The sequence below is a fragment of the Niastella koreensis GR20-10 genome, from assembly GCF_000246855.1.
GTDB lineage: Bacteria > Bacteroidota > Bacteroidia > Chitinophagales > Chitinophagaceae > Niastella > Niastella koreensis.
In genome coordinates, this window is the sequence record NC_016609.1 from 8055360 (window position 1) to 8076787 (window position 21428).

At 44.3% G+C, this 21428-nt stretch carries 20 protein-coding genes; 14 read left to right on the plus strand and 6 right to left on the minus strand.

Annotated features, from left to right (window positions below; all coding sequences use genetic code 11):
- Positions 1-63 precede the first annotated feature (63 nt).
- The 3 genes from NIAKO_RS32185 (at position 64) to NIAKO_RS32195 (ending at position 2116) form a co-directional block, all read left to right on the plus strand.
- Complete coding sequence (locus NIAKO_RS32185) at positions 64-1056, plus strand: glycosyltransferase family 4 protein (protein WP_049815653.1); 993 nt, start codon at positions 64-66, stop codon at positions 1054-1056.
- A complete protein-coding gene (locus tag NIAKO_RS32190; RefSeq protein ID WP_014222676.1) occupies positions 1056-1820 on the plus strand; it encodes a glycosyltransferase family 2 protein in 765 nt (254 codons plus the stop codon). The genes NIAKO_RS32185 and NIAKO_RS32190 overlap by 1 nt, the downstream gene beginning before the upstream one ends.
- Before the next feature lie 77 nt (positions 1821-1897).
- Complete coding sequence (locus NIAKO_RS32195; protein ID WP_041347560.1) at positions 1898-2116, plus strand: hypothetical protein; 219 nt, start codon at positions 1898-1900, stop codon at positions 2114-2116.
- A 10-nt stretch (positions 2117-2126) separates the two neighbouring features.
- Here the strand turns inward: NIAKO_RS32195 and NIAKO_RS32200 are convergent, their stop codons facing one another.
- From NIAKO_RS32200 to NIAKO_RS32210, 3 genes are all read right to left on the minus strand, one after another.
- Positions 2127-3023 (minus strand): glycosyltransferase, encoded by an 897-nt coding sequence (locus NIAKO_RS32200; protein ID WP_014222678.1) that lies wholly within the window; start codon positions 3021-3023, stop codon positions 2127-2129.
- Positions 3024-3091: 68 nt separating this feature from the next.
- A complete protein-coding gene (gene meaB, locus NIAKO_RS32205; RefSeq protein WP_014222679.1) occupies positions 3092-3982 on the minus strand; it encodes a methylmalonyl Co-A mutase-associated GTPase MeaB in 891 nt (296 codons plus the stop codon).
- Complete coding sequence (locus NIAKO_RS32210; RefSeq protein ID WP_014222680.1) at positions 3979-5001, minus strand: glycosyltransferase family 9 protein; 1023 nt, start codon at positions 4999-5001, stop codon at positions 3979-3981. The genes meaB and NIAKO_RS32210 overlap by 4 nt, the downstream gene beginning before the upstream one ends.
- A 101-nt stretch (positions 5002-5102) precedes the next feature.
- Here NIAKO_RS32210 and NIAKO_RS32215 point away from each other — a divergent pair, with 101 nt between their 5' ends.
- From NIAKO_RS32215 to NIAKO_RS32265, 10 genes are all read left to right on the plus strand, one after another.
- Complete coding sequence (locus tag NIAKO_RS32215) at positions 5103-5744, plus strand: LON peptidase substrate-binding domain-containing protein (RefSeq protein WP_014222681.1); 642 nt, start codon at positions 5103-5105, stop codon at positions 5742-5744.
- A gap of 92 nt (positions 5745-5836) precedes the next feature.
- Positions 5837-6571, plus strand: a complete 735-nt coding sequence (locus NIAKO_RS32220) for a type III pantothenate kinase (protein WP_014222682.1) — start codon at positions 5837-5839, stop codon at positions 6569-6571.
- A 27-nt stretch (positions 6572-6598) separates the two neighbouring features.
- A complete protein-coding gene (lptC, locus tag NIAKO_RS32225; RefSeq protein ID WP_014222683.1) occupies positions 6599-7174 on the plus strand; it encodes an LPS export ABC transporter periplasmic protein LptC in 576 nt (191 codons plus the stop codon).
- Positions 7175-7217: 43 nt separating this feature from the next.
- Complete coding sequence (locus tag NIAKO_RS32230) at positions 7218-8204, plus strand: potassium channel beta subunit family protein (RefSeq protein WP_014222684.1); 987 nt, start codon at positions 7218-7220, stop codon at positions 8202-8204.
- Positions 8205-9846: 1642 nt separating this feature from the next.
- Positions 9847-10488, plus strand: a complete 642-nt coding sequence (locus NIAKO_RS32245) for a TetR/AcrR family transcriptional regulator (RefSeq protein ID WP_014222687.1) — start codon at positions 9847-9849, stop codon at positions 10486-10488.
- Positions 10478-11839 carry a TolC family protein gene (locus tag NIAKO_RS32250; RefSeq protein ID WP_014222688.1) on the plus strand — a complete coding sequence of 454 codons (1362 nt, stop codon included), beginning with the start codon at positions 10478-10480 and terminating at the stop codon, positions 11837-11839. The genes NIAKO_RS32245 and NIAKO_RS32250 overlap by 11 nt, the downstream gene beginning before the upstream one ends.
- Positions 11840-11870: 31 nt before the next feature.
- Positions 11871-12923, plus strand: coding sequence for an HlyD family secretion protein (locus tag NIAKO_RS32255; RefSeq protein ID WP_014222689.1), 1053 nt, complete (start codon positions 11871-11873; stop codon positions 12921-12923).
- A 138-nt stretch (positions 12924-13061) separates the two neighbouring features.
- Positions 13062-14609, plus strand: coding sequence for a DHA2 family efflux MFS transporter permease subunit (locus tag NIAKO_RS32260; RefSeq protein ID WP_014222690.1), 1548 nt, complete (start codon positions 13062-13064; stop codon positions 14607-14609).
- 131 nt (positions 14610-14740) lie between these two features.
- On the plus strand, positions 14741-14917 hold the full coding sequence (locus NIAKO_RS38845) for a hypothetical protein (protein ID WP_014222691.1): 177 nt from the start codon (positions 14741-14743) through the stop codon (positions 14915-14917).
- A gap of 561 nt (positions 14918-15478) precedes the next feature.
- Positions 15479-16300, plus strand: a complete 822-nt coding sequence (locus NIAKO_RS32265) for an SDR family oxidoreductase (RefSeq protein WP_014222692.1) — start codon at positions 15479-15481, stop codon at positions 16298-16300.
- Between the two features lie 88 nt (positions 16301-16388).
- Here the strand turns inward: NIAKO_RS32265 and lysS are convergent, their stop codons facing one another.
- From lysS to NIAKO_RS32280, 3 genes are all read right to left on the minus strand, one after another.
- Positions 16389-17915 carry a lysine--tRNA ligase gene (lysS, locus tag NIAKO_RS32270; protein ID WP_014222693.1) on the minus strand — a complete coding sequence of 509 codons (1527 nt, stop codon included), beginning with the start codon at positions 17913-17915 and terminating at the stop codon, positions 16389-16391.
- 83 nt (positions 17916-17998) lie between these two features.
- Positions 17999-18880: a flavin reductase family protein gene (locus NIAKO_RS32275; RefSeq protein WP_014222694.1), complete on the minus strand. Its 882-nt coding sequence runs from the start codon at positions 18878-18880 to the stop codon at positions 17999-18001.
- A gap of 5 nt (positions 18881-18885) precedes the next feature.
- Positions 18886-19896 (minus strand): fumarylacetoacetate hydrolase family protein, encoded by a 1011-nt coding sequence (locus tag NIAKO_RS32280; RefSeq protein WP_014222695.1) that lies wholly within the window; start codon positions 19894-19896, stop codon positions 18886-18888.
- Between the two features lie 283 nt (positions 19897-20179).
- Between NIAKO_RS32280 and NIAKO_RS32285 the strand changes: the two genes are divergently transcribed.
- A complete protein-coding gene (locus tag NIAKO_RS32285; protein WP_014222696.1) occupies positions 20180-21427 on the plus strand; it encodes a serine hydrolase in 1248 nt (415 codons plus the stop codon).
- The last annotated feature ends 1 nt before the right edge of the window (position 21428 follow it).

A 21428-nucleotide genomic window follows, 5' to 3' on the forward strand; every position in this document is an offset into this window, starting at 1 on the left:
AATCGTATCACTATCGATTGTGTCTCAGCAAGGAATAAGGTTTCGGGATTATACCAGGTTTGTATGAACCTGGGCAACGCTTTATTGCAACAGGCCGATCCCGCACGGGAAGCCTTTACATTTTTCGTGCACAAAAAGCTGCCCGACCTTTTTGGACCTAACCAGCGATACATTATTCAAAAAGAAACGCATCGTTTTTTTCAGGGTGCATTGCAGGATTGTGATGTTTGGCACAGCACCATCCAGGATGCAAAGATAAAACCCCGCAATCGCAGAATAAAAGTGGTGCTGACCATTCACGATCTTAACTTCCTTATTCAGCGAAAAGACGAACCTTTTAAAATAAAGAAATACCTGGGCCGCGTACAGGCCAACATCAACCGCGCCGATCATATTGTTTGTATTTCTGAATTTACCCGGCAAACTGTGTTGCAGAACCTGAAGACCTACGGCAAGCCGGTTGATCTTATTTACAACGGTTCTACCATTAAAGAATTTCCCGGTTACGATACACCGGTATACCGGCCTTTCCGTCCCTTCATCTTTGGCCTGGGCGCCCTGGTGCCTAAAAAGAACTTCCATGTATTGCCCTGCCTGTTACAGCATAATGAGTACGAACTGGTTGTTGCCGGCACCCGCCACGAAGAATATGTTGCCCAGATAATGAAGGAAGCTGCCTTATATGGCGTAGCCGACCGGGTTCATTTAACCGGCGAGATCTCCGAAAAAGATAAGTACTGGTATTATAAGAACTGTACGGCCTTTGCTTTTCCATCACTGGCCGAAGGCTTTGGTTTACCATTGATAGAGGCTATGTATTTCGGCAAACCGGCATTCATTGCCGCCAACACCAGCCTGCCTGAAATTGGCGGTGACCTGGCCTATAGCTTTAACCACTTTGATCCACAGTACATGCAGTCTGTATTTGAAAAAGGGATGCTTCATTATGAACAAACAAAACCAATGCAGGTTATCAGGGAACGGGCATTGAGGTTTAGCTGGGATCAGGCCGCCATTGACTATTTATCTATTTACCGGCATTTAAACAAGCACTAATGACACCTTTATCCGTTGTTATCATCACCTATAATGAAGAGAAAAATATTGGCCGCTGCCTGGAAAGCGTAAGGGAAGTAGCCGACGAAATAATTGTGGTGGATTCGCTTTCTACCGATAACACTAAAGCCATTTGTGCCTCTTATAATGTAAAGTTCATCGAACAGCGGTTCCTGGGTTATATTGAACAAAAGAACTTTGCGCTTGACAGTGCTACCCATGAATATGCCTTATCGCTCGATGCGGATGAATGCCTTACTGATGAATTGAAGAAGAGCATCCTTGCCGAAAAGCAAAAGGGCCTTACGTTCGACTGTTACAGAATGAACCGGCTCAGCTCTTTTTGCGGTCAATGGATAAAACATGGTAACTGGTATCCCGACAGAAAGGTCCGCCTCATCAGCCGCAAAAAAGGAAAATGGGGTGGGGTGAATCCGCACGATAAAATAGAAATGAATGAAGGCGCCACGCTGAAACAATTAAAGGGCGACATGCTGCATTATACTTACGACAGCATTGACCAGATAATGGAACAAACCAACAAGTTCACTACCATTCAGTCGAAGGCGATGTATGAAAGTGGAAAAAGAGCCAACCTGATAAAAATTGTCATAAACCCCTTTATCGCCTTTGTCTCTGGTTATATTTTCAAAGCCGGCTTTCTCGATGGCTACAATGGTTTTATAATTGCCCGTTATGCCTCACATGCTACCCTGGCCAAGTACGCCAAACTGTTGCACCTGCAGCGAAAAAACAAGGCCTGAGCCCCGCTGAATGCAGAAATTTAATATATAAAGCAGTAAAATTTTTCGTTGTAACTTTGCGCCGTAATTTATTTGCTATGGCAAGAGGAAGTTTACTCCCGGTTATATTGCTGCTGCTGATATTTTTTCTGCCTGCCGATTTGTCGGCTCAATGCTCCATTTGCACAAAAACGGCCCAACAATTAGGCGAAAGGCCTGCCAAGGCGCTCAATGCCGGGATTATTTACCTGGGGCTTACCCCATTTTTAATCATCGGGTATATTGGCTATCGCTGGTGGAAAGACAACAACAATTAAGCCGCCAACATTAAATGACGCGGTAATTCTTATAGGTGAACAGTTGTTTACCGGTTAATTTTTGAATAGCATACAACACCCTTTCCTTTATGGACATGTTGTTCTTAATGGGCTTGTAATCAAATACCCAGTCCTGGCTATTGATCCTGCTCTGCATTACTCCCGGGTGCGTTCCTTTAAATTGTTCCAGTACATCTATCTCGCTAAAGTCCCAGCCCTTTTTAAAACGTTCAGCCAGCTCATGCAGTTTAGCATCGTCGTGGTAACGCTTGGCCATTTCAATTACTTTCTTTGCCTGCTTCTCGGGGTTTCTTACAAAACTGTAATGGTAAATGGTTGCGTCGATCTGCTTCACATGCAGCTTCTCGCCTTTTTCTTCCAAAAAGTTATTGGGCTCATTGTACTTTCTAAAACCCTGCGAATCGCGGTAGGAGCGAATAGAAGGCAGGGGGCGGATAATGCGGATCTCTTTATTATGAAATCTTCTTGATGGACCGTAGTGTTTGTAATCACCAAAGAAATTGGTGAAATGAAATAAAAGCCCTTCCACACTTGAATCGTTCAGGTAATCGGCCATGGCTTTTTTGATGGCAGGGTAATCTTTTTCGTGGATCACCTCATCTGCCTGAATATGAAAGGCCCAGTCGCCTGTGCAATAATCCAGGCCAATGTTGGATTGCTGAGCGAAGATCAACCCTTTTTGCCGCGCTGTTTCGTCCCATACCGTATCAATGATCCTGATCTTGGGATTGTTCAGGCCAGCAACCGCTTCCCGGGTACCGTCGATAGAATCGCCTATTACCATAATAAACTCATCACAAAGCGGTAATACCGATTGTATGGACTCTATAAAAGGATAGTCATAGATAAACCCGTTTCTTATAAAGGAGAATGCGGTCACTTTCATGAATCAGTGGGATTTGGCCAAAAATACCCTGTTTTAGCACAAGGGCAAAATTTTTGAACCTTTTAAAATCAGGCGTATTGTGCAACCAGTTGATACAGATTGAACCGGTTTTCGAGATAAGCGTTTTTTATTTCGGTGTACAACGCCAGCCTGTTTATATCCTGCATGCGTTTATGTTGAATAAGATGCAGGGCGCGTTGTGTAAGCAGCTGAATATTTTTATCAATGTGATGAGGCCGTTGCTGGTGTTCGCCGATAGCCGTCATTATGGCGGAAATGCCTTTTCTTTCGTGCGCAATTGTTTTCAATACGGGAATATGGCGGTTCCCCATCGATGATATGCCCAGCAGATTTTTTACAAACTGGTCGGCGCCGGGACGGTCGGATTTATTTACAATAAACAGATCGGCTATCTCTAAAAGCCCGGCCTTCATGGTTTGAATATCATCACCAGCTTCGGGAACCAGCACCACCAGTGTCATATCGGCCAAGCCGGCAATTTCCACTTCGCTTTGTCCCACGCCTACTGTTTCAACCACAATAAAATCAAAAGGCGCGGCTTTCAGCAGTTCAGTGATCTCAATGATCTTTGGATGTAAACCACCCAGCGAACCGCGGGTAGCCAGCGACCGGATAAATACATTCGGATGAATATACCATTCGCTCATGCGAATACGATCGCCCAGTACAGCGCCCATATTAAATGGAGAAGAAGGATCAACACAAAGCACGGCTACTCTTTTTCCCTGGCTAACCCATTCCCCGATCATAGCATCGGTAAGGGTACTTTTACCTGCCCCCGGAGGTCCTGTTATTCCAATGATAGGAACGGACCTGGCGGGCAATGCCTCCAGCAATGTTTCGTATCCTGGCGTTTCATTCTCCACTAAAGAAATACTGCGGGCGATAGCTTTCATATCGCCCTGTTGCAGCTGGGTTAATAGCAATTGCCAGTTCATGCTTTACCAAATTTATGCTGGTATCTTTTTGTAAGCGCTTCGCTTATCCAGGCAGCGGGCACATCCATAATACATTGGCAGGGGTTCGCATTGCCCTTGCAGGCAACACATTCTTTATTCAGTACAAAAACCTGCGCGTTAGCCCCCAATGGCGCCCAGCGGCCGGGATGAATAGGGCGCATGGGCGGATAAATGCCCAATGCATCTTTGCCCAGGGCTGCGGCAATATGAATAGGGCCCGTGCTGTTGGCAACTAACCCGTCACATTGTTGTATAAAGGCAATGAATTCAGGCAGACTCATTTTGCCGGTAATATCCGTTACCTGGCCGCCTGCTTTATCAAGCAGCCATTTTATCAATTCTTTTTCTTTAGCAGTACCTGAAATAAATATCGTGAATTTATCCTTGTTGAGCGATTCAATCAATTGTAGAAAATTTTCCAATGGCCAGTCTCTTGCACTGCCCTGCGATTTGGGATGAAGGATAACATTGTATTTATCTTTTTGGATCAGTGAAGTAAGCCCGGCAGGCAGCGGTTGTATTTTTTCAAGTCCAAACAATTGCCCAATCTGTTGCAATGAAAAGCTTTCGGTAATACCGAATGCTTCTAACAATTTCAGGTTCAGTTGCGCTTCGTGCAGGTCTGATTTTTTACGGCTTAACTTTACCAGCTTATTACAGGTAAACCAATGGTATAATCGGTTGGTGGTACCAATTCGTAAAGGAATTTTTAAATGTTTGGCCCGCTTCGCAATTCGTGAAACGGGAAAAACATGTAGTATACAGTCAGGCTTTTCACCTGCAATAAGAATATTGTTGTTTAAAAAATCCTCCACATCAATAAATACATCTACGTGCTTGCAGGCAGCAATAACAGGCTTTGTATACGATTTGCCCAGGAAGGCAATGGTGGTATTGGGAAAATGCCGTTTCAGCACAGCTGCTACCGGCAGTGTAAGTATTACATCGCCAATGCTGTCGGTGCGGCTGATAATAATATTACGGGGTGTATTTTTCAATGACAGGGTATTTTGAACAAAAATAGCTGAATACTGTTCAATTTTATCAAATAATCGCAAAGTGGTAGATTGCGGTCATAAGTGAAAAAAGAGAAAGTGATATGACAAATTTTATTCCCATATTCCCCCTGAACATTGTAGTTTTTCCCGGTGAAAAAGTACACCTCCATGTTTTTGAGCCCCGTTATAAGCAATTGATAAACGAATGTTTTGAAGCCAAAAAAACTTTTGGTATTCCTTCTGTAGTGAATAACAGGTTGCAGGAAATGGGCACCCTGGTGCGGGTGAACGACATTGTGCAAACGTATGAGAACGGCGAAATGGATATTAAAACGGAAGGGTTGCGCATATTCCGGGTGTTGGAGGTAATTAAACAGGTACCCGATAAATTATACAGTGGCGCCATTGTAAATTATCCGGAGAACGATGATGCCGGTAACCGGGAGCTGATGCAAAAAGTAGTGAAAGGAGTAAAGGAAATGCATCGCCTGTTGAATATTTCAAAGGATTTTAAAAAGCCTGATGAGGAATTAAAGTCTTACGATGTGGGGCACCATGCAGGCTTGTCGCTCGAGGAAGAATATGAGTTTTTAGGATTGATGAAAGAACTGCAACGCCAGGAATTTATAAAACGGCATTTACAAAAAGTATTGCCCATGCTGATGGAAATGGAACAGTTGAAAGAAAAAGTAAAACTAAACGGACATTTCAGGAATTTATCGGCATTTGATTTCGATCTGTAAGATCTCCCGGAAGGATTTTTTTTGGCGAAAACAAAAAAATCACATTTCTTCATCCGGTATTTGATCCAGGAAACCGTTAAAATCTATACAGATTGGTTCAAACAACTACGCTTTGCTTTGACTTTGGCAATACCCGGTTGAAATGTGCCGTGTTTAATAACAGGGAATTACAGGAGGTGCTGATATTGGAGAATGATAGTATTGATACTATTCAACACCTGATTGCTGCTTACAAACCTTCCAGGTCAATCCTTTCATCAGTAGTAAATCATAATCCCGAAATGGAACAGCTGCTGGCTGCAGCATCCCGCTTCCATAAACTAAGTCATCAGTCAAAAATACCCATCACCACACCCGTTGGCAAGCCTTCCGATATTGGGGCCGACCGCCTGGCGCTGATGGCTGCTGCCGTTGATCTTTTTCCCACACATAACAATCTGGTAATAGGGTTGGGGAGCGCCATCACCTATAACTTCGTTAATAAGAACAAAGAGTTCCTGGGCGGTGGTATTTCACCGGGCATGGAAATGCGGTTTAAATCGTTGAAGATGTTCACCGCTAAATTGCCTTTGGTTGAAAAAGACTGGAATTTACCCCTCATAGGCTACGATACCCGTACCAATATACTCAGTGGCGTTATCCTGGGAATGGCCAAAGAGATAGATGGCATGATAGACGCCTATGCCGCAAGGTACAGGAACTTTAACGTGGTCTTAACCGGGGGGGATGCGCCCTATTTTGTGTATCATTTGAAAAACAGGATATTTGCAGACCCTGACCTTATTTTCAAGGGACTTTATGCTATCAGCGAACACAATAATGTATAACAGAATGTAGTTGTTAGCAGGCGAAATATGCGAAGAACCAGGATTACATATTATTGTTTTGCAGCCCTGTTGATGGGTTGTTTTTTTGTATTCACCTCCTGTGAGAATGACGAGAAGGTAGTGAACGAGCTTTTTCAAAAGAAGGTAGCTGTTGAAGAAGCCAGAAATATAGAAAGCTATTTAAGCCAGGTAGGCGTTGTAAAAGCCAAACTCACTTCGCCGTATATGCTCCGCGTACAGGCCGATTCGCCTTATATGGAATTCCCCAAAACCATGCATGTTGATTTTTATAACGACAGCACGGTTATAGAAAGTACAGTGGATAGCCGTTACGCCAAATATGTGGAGTTTGACCGTAAAGTACTGTTGCGCGACAGCGTGCTGGTTATAAGCATTAAAAACGGCGATACCCTGCGTACCCAGGAGCTTTGGTGGGACCAGGATAAAAAAGAGTTCTACACCGATAAACCTGCACACGTATTCCAGCGCGATAAAATAATCTTTGCCAAAAATGGCTTGCGCGCCGCCCAGGATCTTACTTCCTACACTTTTTACAGCAGCTCGGGCCCTATGCTGGTACCGCAAAATGGCATACCGCAGTAAGTTATTTGCTTAAGCCTTACATTTGGTCCCTAAACTCATTTTTATGGAATACAGACGATTGGGCCGGTCGGGCGTACAACTAAGCGTTCTCTCCTTTGGCAGTTGGGTAACATTTCACAAACAAATTGATGATAGTATAGCAGATACCTTAATGGGCATGTCCTATGATGCGGGTATTAATTTTTTTGATAATGCAGAAGGGTATGCGCTGGGCGAAAGTGAAAAAATGATGGGCCGGGTGCTGAAGAAAAAGAACTGGGACCGCACCTCCTATGTGTTATCCTCAAAAGTATTTTTCGGCTGGCGGAAGGATAGCAAACCGAACCAAACGGGTTTAAGCAGAAAACACATTGTAGAAGCCTGTCACGAAGCGCTGGACCGCCTGCAGCAGAATTACCTCGATCTGTATTTCTGCCACCGCCCCGACCCCACAGTACCTATTGAGGAAGTGGTATGGACCATGCATAACCTGATACAACAGGGTAAGGTATTGTATTGGGGAACCAGTATGTGGAGCGGCGCAGAAATTATGGAAGCCCACCGTGTGGCGCAACAGTATTGCTTAATAGGCCCCGTTATGGAGCAACCGCAATACAATATGTTCGAGCGTCATAAAATGGAAATGGATTACCTGCCCGTGTTTCAGAATGTGGGGTTGGGAACCACCATCTGGAGCCCCCTGGCAGCCGGCTTTTTAACCGGGAAGTATAATGAGGGCATTCCTGAAGATTCACGGCTGGCGATCAAAGGCTTTGGCTGGTTGAAAGACAGGTGGATCCAGGATGAGAAGCTGAAAAAAGTAAAACAGCTTACTGAGCTGGCTAAACAATTGAATGTTTCTTTGGCAGCTCTTGCCATTGCATGGACTATAAAAAATCCCAATGTAACCACCGCCATCCTGGGCGCTACCAAAGTGGAACAATTGCAGGAGAACCTGAAAGCATTGGACGCATTGAAGGTATTAACGCCTGAGGTGCTGGAACAAATAGAAAATATTTTACAGAACAAGCCTCAGATGGACCTTGCATAAACAGTGCAATAAATAATTGTACAACCCACAAGTATGTAGTGAAAAAAAATACCCCAGGGTTACCGGGGTATTTTTTTTCAGCAAAACTAAACAGCCCAACATTAAGCAGTTTTCTTTAATACATCTGCGTGTTTGTACTCGCTGGTAATTTCATCAACTAACGGTTACAAGCACGTAGAATGGTCCTAAGTAATACTGCTATTGCAGGAAAAATGGCGATTGAATATCTTTAGAATACTATGAAAGCCGAAACTAACCTGATACTATACCTGTTAACGGGTACTACCCTCTATGTTCTTTTTGCCTGCTATGTTGGGTATTATTACTATTCCCTTTTTGCAAAAAACAGCATCAGATATCCAGATAAAAAAAATCTGAAAGAATTACTTAAGATATCTAACCCTTTGGTTGTTTCTTATCATATAGCCACCGAAAAAAAAGAGATTTAAGTTATTATAAACTTTCTAATAGGGGTTAAATAGTGCATAGGGCAAAAAGGCCGCCTTTTTTCAAGGGCGGCATTATTTTATCTGCTAAAGATTAGCAATACAAGCCGCCTCAAAGTAATAGAGGGTATAAATAAGAAAACCGGCTTAGAGAAGCCGGTTCATACCCTGATATTATTAAATGAGAACTAAGTGACTGTGTTATAACCTACGCTCCGCTTACATCCTTTCTTCACTATAGCCTGGAACAGGTTATAGGTAACAGCATGTAATAAATACTGGAACTGGTGTAAAAACACCAATGAAACGATAAAGCGTTTCCATTATTATACTACTCCGGTAATTTTTTATCATGACTACATATTTACCCGTAAACAATGTTGGTGCGCCGATGGGGCGCGGGTTTCAGTGAATTTAGTGCTGCAAGAACATTGATTGCCTGCAATACAAAATTAGCCAGCCCCGAGGTGTACCATGCCAAAAATGTACAACATCAGGCTGCTGCGTTTCCTGGTCACCTGGAGACACCAATTGCCAACTTTGGCGTCAAAGTTTGAAACTTTCCATCCAATATTGTGAACTTTCCAACCAGTCTTCAGAACTTTCCATGCCATGTTTCGAACAGTTACCCTAACCTTTTTAACTTAAGATGAAATTTTTCAAACCTTCTCCATAAGTTGCAACGTTCCGCGAAAAGTTTGCAATATATGAGACAAAGTAAGCAACTTGTGCGCCGGCGCTTTCCATAAATAGCCCAAAATCAACTTCTACGCAATTTTTAAATAGAAAGCATTCTATAATCCACTAATAGTATACAAAATTCAAGGAATTGAGATGCCTTGCAGGGCCCGGCACCGATAAGATGCCCTTGCGGAAGTCATTACGGCCATTATAGGCTGGTTGACTCAGCTGGGGGCACCAAAGGCCACGGGCGGGTATTGGCGAGGCCAACGGGCCTTAAATGGCGTGTTGAATATGATCAAATTGTTACCGGGGCTTGTTACCGCCCTATAGCGCTTATTATTAAATAGCCGGCCCGATCTGCTTTAAAATCAATTCTATAAAAGGTGAATCTGCGCCATCGTACCACCAGCCCTGCCAGGATTTGCAACGATGTGTCCAGAAAAAGTTACTTAAACGTTTGTTTAATTTAAACGTTTGTTTAATTTTGGGGCTCCAAAAGAAAGAGGTTATATATGTCACTCACGGAAAAAGTAGATAAAAGAGCACACATCCTCACGGTTGCAGAGGGGCTGTTCGCGGAACATGGTTTTGATGGGACTTCTGTGCGGGATATAGCGCAACTCGCTAACGTAAATCTTGCCATGATCTCTTATTACTTCGGTTCAAAAGAGAAATTACTGGAAGCACTGATCGAAGACCGTGCCGGGTATACGCTGGGGATTCTTGAAGAGTTGAGTAAAAATCAAACTCTGACTCCCTGGGAAAAAATTGACCGTTTTGTTGATTTTTATGTAGAGAAGATCCTGAACAACTTCAGGTTCCATTGTATCATAACGCAACAATACAATGCCACCCGTTCACCGGAAATAAAAGAACTACTCATCAATATAAAACTGCGTAACCTGGAACAAATAAAGCAGGTGATCGCAGACGGTCAAAAGAAAAAAGTATTCAGAAAGGTAGACGTTGAACTAACGATGGCGAGTGTGTTTGGCACAATGAACCATATTACCAACTCCAAAGCCCTGTATTGCCGCCTGATGAAAATTGATGATACCGATGATGCCAGCTACCGGAAAAAAATTGCCCCGCGGTTAAAGACCCATTTAAAACAAATGATGCGGGCGCACCTGGATATAAAAAATGAAGAATAACATTTATAATATAGAACGCATGAACTTCACAAAGCAAATAGTATCGGGATTAGCCTTATTACTAACCATTATCTCTGCACAAGCACAAACAAGAACCATCGGTTTGGAAGAAGCCGTTAACATGGGCGTGGCAAACAGCAAACAATTAAAACTGGACCAAAATAAAATTGCACAGGCTGTTTCACAACTGGAGCAGGCAAAGGATGAAACAATGCCTACCGTAAAAGCGAGCGCGGCTTATAACCATGCCCTGATGTTGCAGCGCAGTTTTGCCCTGCCTTCAGATGGTGGCGGCGACCCAAAGAGCATGAAATTCCCTTTTGATAACACCCTGTATCAGGGAACCCTCAGTATTAACGAACCCATTTTTGCACAGGGCCGGTTCCGTTATGCAAAAGAATCAGCCAACATTCTGATCCAAAGCAGCAAACTGGATTCGGATAAAGACAAAGACGAAATCGTATACAACATCATCGGCGCTTACATCAACTTTTACAAAGTTCAACAGAACCTGAAGATCGTAGCGCAGAACATGGAAGACGTTGACCAGAAATTAACCGAGATCAAAAAATTTGAAAGCCAGGGTTTGGCTACCAAGAATGATGTGTTGCGTTTTCAATTAGAAAAATCGAATATTCAAATACAACAGGTAGAACTGGAACACACCCTTAAGGTGGTGAATTATAACCTGGATATCTTGCTGGGCTTGCCTGAAAATACAATGGTACAGGTACAGGACGTGGTTTACAAACTGGATATGACAGAAGGCGCGGATGTTTACATGAAGCAGGCCCTGCAAGATAGAAAGGAGTTTGGCTCCTTAAATTACCAGGATAAACTGGCTGATATCAACATCAAGAAAATTCGCGACGAAAAGTTACCTACCCTTGGCGTTGGCGGTAGCTTATACTACATCAACCCTTCCAAAGCGTTGATCCCTAAAGGCGCTACCTACCTGGCTCCCTTTGTAGTAGGTATTAATGCAAGCTGGGACATTACCGGTTTCTTCAAAAACAAGAACAAGGCAACGGAAGCCAGTTTACAAAAACAGGAAGTAACCGCTACCCGCGACGTACTGACCGACCAGGTGAAAATGGATGTGAATAAATCCTATACCCAATACCATCAAACACTGGAAAAGATCAAATTGCTGAACGACGCGGTGGTACAGGCTACGGAGAATGAAAGAATAACCGAATCTAAATTCAAGAACAACCTGGTTACAACCACCGACCGTATTGAAGCACAAACCCTGTTGTATCAATCGCGTTTAAATCTTGAGCTGGCTAAAGCAGATGCTACTGCCGCTTATTATACCCTTTTGAAAACAACCGGACACATTCAACCCTAACCCATTTAAAAAAGTATTAAAGAGATATTGTATGAACGACGTTAAAAAGAGCAGTAAAGGAAAAAAGATCATTTTCCCTGTTATCCTGGGTCTTGTATTAGTAGGCGCCCTGGCGTTTACCGCAAAAGAATATTTCTATGGCCAAAGCCATGAAGAAACCGACAACGCCCAGGTTGATGCCGACATCAGCCCGGTGGTTACAAGAGCAACCGGCTATATTAAAGACATTCGTTTTGTTGATAACCAGTTTGTGCATGCTGGTGATACCCTGGTGGTATTGGATGACCGCGATTTCCAGATCAAACTGCAACAGGCTGAAGCTGCCCTGGCAGTTGCCAAACAGTCTGTGAACGTATCGCAGTTTGCCGTGAACGAGGCCAGAACCGGTATTGCCACTGCACAGGCAAATATCGAAACCGCCAAAGTGCGCGTGTGGAAAGCAAACGAAGACTTCAAGCGTTACGAAGCTTTGTACGAAGACCACGCCATTACCAAGGCGCAATATGATGCAGCAAAAGCTGAAAAAGATGCAGCCGAAGCCGCTCAGCGTGTAGCTGAAACCCAGGTGCCTGTAATAAACGAAAAAGTAAGCACCAACAAACAGCAGGTGAACGCTACCGCTTCCAACATAGGTTTGCGTCAGGCAGATATTGATTATGCCAAATTGCAATTAAGCTATACTGTTATTACAGCTCCTACCGATGGGGTAATTTCAAAGAAAACCATTCAGCCAGGTCAGCTGGTGCAAGCCGGTCAGTCATTGTTCTCTATTGTAAATGACAACGGCCTGTACTTAACAGCCAACTTTAAAGAAACCCAGATTGAGAATATCAAGATCGGTCAGCCGGTGCATGTTAATGTAGATGCTTTCGGTGATCATCCGATCAACGGAACGGTTGAATCATTTTCGGGTGCAACCGGCGCCAAGTTCTCATTACTGCCTCCAGATAACGCTACCGGTAACTTTGTAAAAGTTGTTCAACGGGTACCTGTGCGTATCAAGCTGGATAAATCAGATAAGGAATTCATTAGCCGCTTACGTCCTGGTTTAAGTGCTAAAGTGGTAGTTGATACCAAGAAATAATACAAACTCAAGCCACAAGCTCCAAGCTGTAAGGAATACAGCTTATGTCTTGACTTGTAGCTTGCGGCCTGAAGCTTGTAGCTGATAGATTTTGAGATGAGCAATAAGCGCGAGGACAAAAAATTAAATCATTGAATTATGGCAGAACATGGATTTAGGAAGTGGATCATCACCATTACGGTGATCATGGCTTCGCTGCTGGAATTGATCGATACTACGATCGTGAACGTGGCCCTGCCCGATATCATGGGTAACCTGGGCGCCACCCTCGAAGATGCGGGTTGGCTGGTGACAGGATATGCAGTAGCGAATGTGATCGTATTGCCAATGTCGGGCTGGTTAGGAGAGCGTTTTGGAAGAAAGAATTATTTTCTGGCCTCCATTCTGGTTTTTACAGCCGCCTCTTATTTATGTGGACAGTCACACTCGCTCACAGAGCTGATCCTGTTCAGGTTATTACAGGGCCTGGCTGGCGGTGGTTTGTTATCAACCGCACAGGCTATTTTGATGGAGACCTGGCCACGCGAAGAGATCGGTATGGCAACCGCCCTGTTTGGTTTGGGTGCGGTAGTAGGTCCAACACTTGGTCCCACCATCGGTGGGTATATCATTGATCACAAGGCCTGGCAATATATCTTCTATGTAAATATTCCTGTAGGCGCTATTGCCGCCTTCCTGGTGTCGATGTTTGTGCGGGAGACGTCGATGTCTGCAAAAGGAAAGCCGATAGACTGGTGGGGAATTCTATTACTGGCAATAGGTGTGGGAAGTTTACAGGTGGTGCTGGAAAAAGGGGAAACTGAAGACTGGTTTCAAACGCCTTACATTGCCGGATTGACAATAGCTACCATTCTTTCTGGTATTGGTTTCGTATGGCGGGAATTGAGCACCGATCACCCGGTAGTTGATTTCCGGATTTTGAAAGACCGGAGTTTTGCAATAGGTATTATTACCTCCTTTGCACTTGGCTTCGCTTTATATGGTTCGGTATTTATATTCCCGGTATTTTGTCAGAACCTGTTAGGCTTTACGGCGTTGCAAACCGGTAAGATCCTGTTGCCCGGTGGGCTGGCTACCATTGTGTGTATGCCATTTGTAGGCGCCATGTTGAAGAAAGGTATACCGGCACAGTTTATGGCAACCGGTGGATTCTTCCTGTTCTTTATATTCTGTTGGTTGCTTTCTAACAGCAACCTGGAATCAGGAACGGGTGATTTCTTCTGGCCGTTGATTGTTCGTGGTATCGGTATGGCCATCCTGTTTGTGCCATTGACCACATTGGCGGTACAGGGCCTGCAGGGTAAACAAATTGGGCAGGGTACAGGTTTGAACAATATGATGCGTCAGTTGGGTGGTTCATTTGGTGTGGCTATTCTTACCACGCTCATTCACCTGAAATCGGGCCAGGTGCGTAATGCGCTTATTCAAAATATTAACCCGTATAACCCGGCATATTTACAACGCAGAGATGGGCAGGTGGCCGCCTTTATGAGTAAAGGAGCTACCGCATTTCAGGCCCAGCAAATGAGCGACAGGGCAATGGAGGGGAATATTATAAAGCAAACCATGCTGGTTACCTATGATAATATGTATATGGTAATTGGCGTGTTTGTACTGGCGGCGATCCCGGTAATTTACCTGCAAAAATTCAAGAAGAAGCCGGTGATAGTAACAGATGCACACTAAAAGAATTATTGGAAAACCCGAATAAAACTGGAACTACTAAAAGATCGCAGGTAGAGAGATAGATGAGATAAAGGACCCAACGACAACAGGAAAAAATAGACAGGTTACAGGTTTAGCAAGTAAGCAATGCAATGGCTGAAATGTTGGAAGGTCCAAAGGATGAAAGTCCGGAAGGAGTAACCGCGCAAGCGGCCCGCTTCTTTCGGACTTTTGGTTTGAATACCTCCGCCGAAGCGTTAAACCATCCGGGCATTTTATTTTATTCAAAACAGCTTATATTTTGGAAACCTGAAGCGCGCAATGCGTGAATGAAACAATCCCCCTTTAGGGGTAGGGGGTAAAAAGAAACAATCCCGGAGGTATTCCGGGACTGTCAAAAAGTTTGTACTAAACCTTACCAAGAAGGAACAGGGTTCATCAGGAGGTACAAATTTTAAATTGTTTTCAAAGGATTCATTGGATTGTTGCGGATCTGGATTTTGTTTAGTTCTAATTGAAAGATTCAGGAACGTTTGGTTTTTCGAACATTGTTTTTTTCGGTCTTTACTTTGGATCTTGGATTGTCCCGTTTTAGCGGGATTGGTTTTTCTGGATTGTTAATTGGTTTTTCTCAGGATTTCTGGATCTGGTTTTACCTGGATATTGGTGTTCTTGTGAATCAATCAATCATTAACTATAGCAAACATATTGTTAAAAAATCGAGTTTGCAAGCGAATAAACGCTTGATTTAAAAATTACAGAAATTACCTATGCAATAGTAAAACTACGTAATCGTGCAGGTGCTTATACTTCCAGTGTCAATTTGATGCTGAATTAGAATAAATTGTAGGAGGTTTTACAATTTTGATTCACCGATAAATGAAAATTTCATGCCATTTAAAGGAAGAAAAGTATTAATTACAGGTGGTTCGCGCGGAATAGGAAAGGCCATTGCTATGCGTTTAGCAGCCGATGGAGCCGAGATTGCAATTGTAGGAAAGACAGTTGAACCCAATCCTAAACTGGAAGGCACCATTTACACTGCTGCTGAAGAGATCTCCAAAGCCGGCGCGGGGAAAGTTGTTCCCATTCAGGGCGATATTCGATTTGAAGACAGTATTGACCAGATTGTAAAAACAACTGTGGAGCAATTAGGCGGCATCGACATCCTCATCAACAACGCCAGCGCCATTAATTTATCGCCTACAGAACACCTGGAGCCCAAACGGTGGGACCTGATGCATGATATAAATGTTCGCGGTACCTTTTTTATGAGTAAAGCGTGTATTCCCGCATTGAAAAAGAGTACAAATGCGCACATCCTTAATTTATCACCGCCATTGACCCTGAACCCCGAATGGTTTGGCCGTTTTCTGGCTTACAGCATCAGTAAATTTGGTATGAGTATGTGTGTGCTGGGACTGGCAGAAGAATTAAAACCATACAAGATTGGGGTAAATGCCCTTTGGCCAAAAACTACTATTGCCACGGCGGCCATTCAAAACATTGTTGGGGGCGATATGATGGTGCAGCGCAGCCGCAAACCCGAAATAGTCGCTGATGCGGCCTGGTATATTCTGCAACGGCCTGCTGCAGAGTCTACAGGTAATTTCTTTATTGATGAGGACATCCTGAAGGAGCAGGGCATTACCGATTTCACTCACTATGCGGTGAACCCGGCGCAAAAATTAATGCTCGATCTTTTCTTATAAATGAACTAAGGCGGGTCAACTGCCAAAAGAAAACCCTAACATGTTACATGTCAGGGTTTTCTTTTGATATTTTGAAGAATATATATTTTTACTCACCTGTTTTTTCAGGCCGCATTTGCGGGAACAGCAGCACATCCTGAATGCTGGGCTGGTTGGTCATCAGCATCACCAATCGGTCAATACCAATACCAATACCTGAGGTAGGCGGCATCCCATATTCAAGAGCGCGCAGGAAGTCATTGTCTATATACATGGCTTCATCATCACCGCGCTTTAGCAGTTCAGCCTGTTCTTCAAAACGCTCGCGTTGATCGATGGGGTCGTTCAGCTCGCTGTATGCATTGGCGATCTCTTTACCATTTACCATCAGCTCAAAACGTTCCACCAGTCCGGCCTTGCTGCGGTGCTTTTTAGTAAGCGGGCTCATTTCAACCGGGTAGTCGATGATAAAAGTGGGTTGGATGTAATGCATCTCGCATTTATTCCCAAACAGTTCATCTATCAGTTTGCCTTTACCCATGCTGGCTTCGGTATGAATGTTCAGCTTTTTGCAAACCTCGCGCAACTCGGTTTCATTCATGTTGCTTACGTCAAAACCGGTGTGCTCTTGAATAGCATCGTAAATGCTGATGCGCTTGAACGGCGCTTTGAAATCGATCTCTTTATCACCTACCTGAACTTTAGTAGAATTGTGCAGGGTGTTGGCGATCTTCTCAAACAGTTGTTCGGTGATCTCCATCATCCAGAAATAATCTTTATAGGCAGTATACCATTCCAGCACGGTAAACTCGGGGTTATGCGTACGGTCCATACCCTCGTTGCGGAAGTTGCGGCTGAACTCATAAACCCAGTCGAACCCGCCTACGATCAGGCGTTTCAGGTACAGCTCATTGGCAATACGCAAATAGAACGGCACATCCAGCGCATTGTGGTGCGTAATGAACGGGCGGGCGGCTGCACCACCTGGGATGGCCTGCAATACCGGGGTATCTACCTCCAGGGCGCCCTGGGCATTCAGGAAATCACGGATGGTATTGATGAGCTGACTGCGTTTTAAAAACGTGTCTTTAACTGTTGGATTAATGATCAGGTCAACATACCGCTGGCGGTAACGGAACTCGGGGTCACTAACCGCATCAAAGGTTTCACCGTCTTTTTCCTTTACGATCGGTAATGGTTTCAGCGATTTGGTAAGGAAGGTGAGCTCGGTAACATGCACAGAGGTTTCACCGGTTTTGGTGGTGAACACATAACCCTTCACGCCAAAGATATCGCCGATATCAGTGAGGTGTTTCCATACTTTATCGTACAGCGTTTTGTCTTCACCGGGGCAGATCTCATCGCGTTTAATGTACAACTGGATACTTCCGGTGCTGTCCTGCATTTTGGCAAAAGAAGCCTTACCCATATCGCGAATGCTCATGATACGGCCGGCCAGACATACATCGGCAAAATCAGCTTTATTTTCTTCGCCCTTGTATTCCTGCTTTATTTTTTCGGCAGTAATATTCACGGGGTAAAGCGGTGCGGGGTATGGATCGATACCCAGCTTTTGTAATTCCTGTAATTTCTCCCGTCTGATGATCTCCTGTTCAGACAAATGTTGTGTACTCATATAATTGCAAATGCGGGGCAAAGGTAAATAAATAAGGCTCAAGCTCCAAGGCACAAGGTACAAGGCGTAAATCGTTGAAATTCTTAGTTGAGTGCAAGTAAAACCTGCCAGGCTTCCTGCACTTTGCCCTCGTTCAACAGCTTTTTGGCATATGTATGTAATTCGGTTTCCATTTCGGCGGGATTTAACGAATAATACTGGAAAATACTTTTTAGCTGCGCATCGTCAAAGGATGGGTCAATCACCGGCATTTCGTGCACATTGCCCAACTGGCCCAGGTTATTACCGCTAAGGATTTTGCTGTTTTTAATGGGATCGGGCAGGGCATCGATGCCAATACCCAGTTTGGTATTGGGTTTCTCCACCATAAATAAATTGGTTTCATCGACCTTGCAATACCAGTCGCCGCCAAGCCGGGCCACATGGTGCAGCTTGCGCTGGTCTATCATGCCGTTCTCATTCAGAATTTCATCGGCAATATGCATGCGCAGTACCTCGCAAAGTACCAGGTTGCCTGCGCCCCCTTCGGTACCCAGCGGTTTTATTTCATGCACCCTGCATTCCATTTTCACCTTGCTTTCCTTTACCATGGGTGGTTTTACCAGGGTGGCCGGTTCGGCAGTGAAACCCGCTTTGCTGAATTCGTTCACTTCTTTCGGAAATTCACAGCTGGCCAAACTGGTTTGGTATACCATATCGTAATCAACAATATTGATCACTACTTCGGGTACCTCCAGTACGTTTTGCAAACTGTGTTTGGTGGTATTATCGCGCACCCGGCGGGCCGGTGAAAAGATCACCATTGGCGGGTTGCTGCTGAACATATTGAAAAAGCTGAAAGGGCTCAAATTTACATTGCCGGCGTTATCGATGGTGCTGGCAAAACAAATAGGCCGCGGTGCTATTGCATGTTGCAGGTAATTCTGTTTCAGCACCGGGGTGAGATCTTTTAAATCTATGATCATAGGGATTAAACTGATTTCTTTCTGGCAAATAGTGAAAAGTCATCCTCTTCCTGAACGATCGTATTACTGAGAACGCCCAGCCCGTCTACTTCCATTTCAACCACATCGCCGGGTTGCAGCCATTGCTCCACGTAATTGGGATCGTTCAGTTTACCGGTGCCATTCAGTTCTAAAAAGCAACCGGTTCCTACTGTGCCGCTGCCGATCACATCACCGGGATTCAGATTAACGCCATAGGAGGCTCGTTCAATGATCTCGGCAAAGGTCCAGTCCATATCCTTCATATTGCCATCGCTTACCTGTTTGCCATTTACGCGGCATTGCATGCGCAGGTTAAAGCTTTTACCTGTATGCCCCTCTTTTGTAGGTACTTCGTATTGTTGCAATTCGTCCAGCGTAACCAGCCAGGGTCCGATAACCGTAGAGAAATCTTTTCCTTTTGCGGGGCCCAGGTTCAACAGCATTTCTTCCATTTGCAGGCGGCGGGCGCTCATATCGTTCATGATCATTAAGCCGCCAATATATTCATCTGCGTCTTCGGCCCTGATGTTGCGGCCTGGTTTGCTGATCACAATGGCTACTTCCAGCTCAAAATCGAGCTTTTCCAAATGATCGGGCATGCACTGAATGTCGCCGGGACCCTGAATGCTATGGTGATTGGTAAAATAGAAAATGGGGTATTGATCAAACTCGGGGATCATGGGCACTTTACGGTTACGACGGGCCGCTTCCACATGTTGACGAAACGCATAGCCATCGCGGCAGGAGGTGGGAAAAGGAACCGGGGCCAGAATAGTGACGCTATCGTACGCAATGCCCTTGCTTTTGGCGATCTTTCCTTCTTTGATCATCATTTCACCGGCCAGCGCCATGGAATAGGAGTCTTCCCAGTAAGCAAGAAACATACTCATATTGGTCGGCAGATCGGGGTGTAAAACTTCGGCATCATATAGTAGTCCGTCTACCAGAATGGCTACACGGTCATGACCTTCGGTGAGGTAAGAGACAAGTTTCATGTATGGCAGTATTTTAAGGACTGCAATTTAGGGGAATAAAGTAGATGTTGACCAGTTAACCAGTTGACGGGTTGACGAGGAGAAAGTTGATAGAGTTGACAGAGTTGATAAAGGGAAGAAAGTTGACGGGTTAACAAGTTAACAGGTTGACAAGTTAACAAGTTAAATAGTCTCGCGAGGTTGCTAGGCTCCCCCTCCACCGGAGGGGGCTGGGGGGAGGCATTGCCGGAATATGCGGTATAAAAAATTATCATGCATTTTCATTTGTTTGTAACTTTTGCCCATGAAACAATTGGTGGTATTAACGGTCTTATTAGCAACGGTTGGCGTAGCCCGGGCGCAAAGCAAAACGGATAAGTGGCTCGAAAAGCTGATCCGTGAACAGGCTTCGCCCTTTTTAAAAGAGGTGTTGAACCAACCCGATACGTTTCATTACCAGCTTATCTATACAAAAATTGACCGGGATAAAAATAACAGGCCGCATTTTACCAATTACTATTTCCGCGTGAACCGCGATGAATACTTTAACCCCGCTTCGATGGTTAAACTGCCTACCGCTTTGCTGGCCCTGGAAAAGATCAATACTTTAAGTAAGTATAGCATTTCAAAAAATACCACCATGCTTACTGATAGCGCCTTCAGCCGCCAGACAATAGTAAGATATGACAGCAGCGCTGTGAACTACCTGCCATCTGTAGCTCAATATGTAAAAAAGGTTTTCCTCGTGAGCGATAATGATGCCTATAACCGTTTATATGAATTTGTTGGCCAGCAGCAATTAAATGAACGCCTGTGGCAAATGGGCTATAAAGACACGCGTATTACCCGCCGCTTTGTGACCATGGACGAAAATGAGAACCGCCATACCAACCCCATCCGGTTTATGCAGGGCGATAGTTTGTTGTATAAGCAAATGCCGTTGTACAATCCTGACCCGTTCGACTTTCATAAGAAAATATTGATTGGCAAGGCGCATTATAACCGGTATGATAGTTTAATAAAAGAGCCTTTCGATTTTACCACGCATAATAATTTCCCCCTGGAAGATATGCAGCAGGTAATGCAGGCTGCCTTGTTTCCTGAAGTAACACCTGCTAAAAAACAGTTTCACCTGCAACCCGATGATTATACCTTCCTGCACCGCTATATGAGCGAGCTGCCATCGGAAAGCGATCACCCACGTTATGACACCGCTGAGTTTTTCGACAGCTATACCAAATTCTTTATGTTCAAGGCCTGGCGCAGCAAGATCCCGCCGTATATGCGGGTGTTTAATAAAACAGGCTGGTCGTATGGCTTTTTAACCGATGTGGCCTACATCGTGGATTTTAAAAATAAGATCGAGTTTATGGTTAGCGGCAATATTTATGTAAACAGCGATGGCATATTGAATGACGATAAATATGAGTATGAAGAAACCGGTTATCCTTTTTTTAAGGAAGTGGGAAATATTATTTATCAATATGAACTGAACCGGAAAAGAAAATATTCGCCCAACCTGAGTGCCTTTCAGTTTGATTACCGCAATTGAT

Bases quoted from the DNA above. Each gene is read 5' to 3' on its own strand.
- NIAKO_RS32185 (WP_049815653.1), top strand. From the start codon at position 64: ATGAACCTGGGCAACGCTTTATTGCAACAGGCCGATCCCGCACGGGAA.
- NIAKO_RS32190 (WP_014222676.1), top strand. From the start codon at position 1,056: ATGACACCTTTATCCGTTGTTATCATCACCTATAATGAAGAGAAAAAT.
- NIAKO_RS32195 (WP_041347560.1), top strand. From the start codon at position 1,898: ATGGCAAGAGGAAGTTTACTCCCGGTTATATTGCTGCTGCTGATATTT.
- NIAKO_RS32200 (WP_014222678.1), bottom strand. From the start codon at position 3,023: ATGAAAGTGACCGCATTCTCCTTTATAAGAAACGGGTTTATCTATGAC.
- meaB (WP_014222679.1), bottom strand. From the start codon at position 3,982: ATGAACTGGCAATTGCTATTAACCCAGCTGCAACAGGGCGATATGAAA.
- NIAKO_RS32215 (WP_014222681.1), top strand. From the start codon at position 5,103: ATGACAAATTTTATTCCCATATTCCCCCTGAACATTGTAGTTTTTCCC.
- lptC (WP_014222683.1), top strand. From the start codon at position 6,599: ATGCGAAGAACCAGGATTACATATTATTGTTTTGCAGCCCTGTTGATG.
- NIAKO_RS32230 (WP_014222684.1), top strand. From the start codon at position 7,218: ATGGAATACAGACGATTGGGCCGGTCGGGCGTACAACTAAGCGTTCTC.
- NIAKO_RS32245 (WP_014222687.1), top strand. From the start codon at position 9,847: ATGTCACTCACGGAAAAAGTAGATAAAAGAGCACACATCCTCACGGTT.
- NIAKO_RS32250 (WP_014222688.1), top strand. From the start codon at position 10,478: ATGAAGAATAACATTTATAATATAGAACGCATGAACTTCACAAAGCAA.
- NIAKO_RS32255 (WP_014222689.1), top strand. From the start codon at position 11,871: ATGAACGACGTTAAAAAGAGCAGTAAAGGAAAAAAGATCATTTTCCCT.
- NIAKO_RS32260 (WP_014222690.1), top strand. From the start codon at position 13,062: ATGGCAGAACATGGATTTAGGAAGTGGATCATCACCATTACGGTGATC.
- NIAKO_RS38845 (WP_014222691.1), top strand. From the start codon at position 14,741: ATGGCTGAAATGTTGGAAGGTCCAAAGGATGAAAGTCCGGAAGGAGTA.
- NIAKO_RS32265 (WP_014222692.1), top strand. From the start codon at position 15,479: ATGCCATTTAAAGGAAGAAAAGTATTAATTACAGGTGGTTCGCGCGGA.
- lysS (WP_014222693.1), bottom strand. From the start codon at position 17,915: ATGAGTACACAACATTTGTCTGAACAGGAGATCATCAGACGGGAGAAA.
- NIAKO_RS32275 (WP_014222694.1), bottom strand. From the start codon at position 18,880: ATGATCATAGATTTAAAAGATCTCACCCCGGTGCTGAAACAGAATTAC.
- NIAKO_RS32280 (WP_014222695.1), bottom strand. From the start codon at position 19,896: ATGAAACTTGTCTCTTACCTCACCGAAGGTCATGACCGTGTAGCCATT.
- NIAKO_RS32285 (WP_014222696.1), top strand. From the start codon at position 20,180: ATGAAACAATTGGTGGTATTAACGGTCTTATTAGCAACGGTTGGCGTA.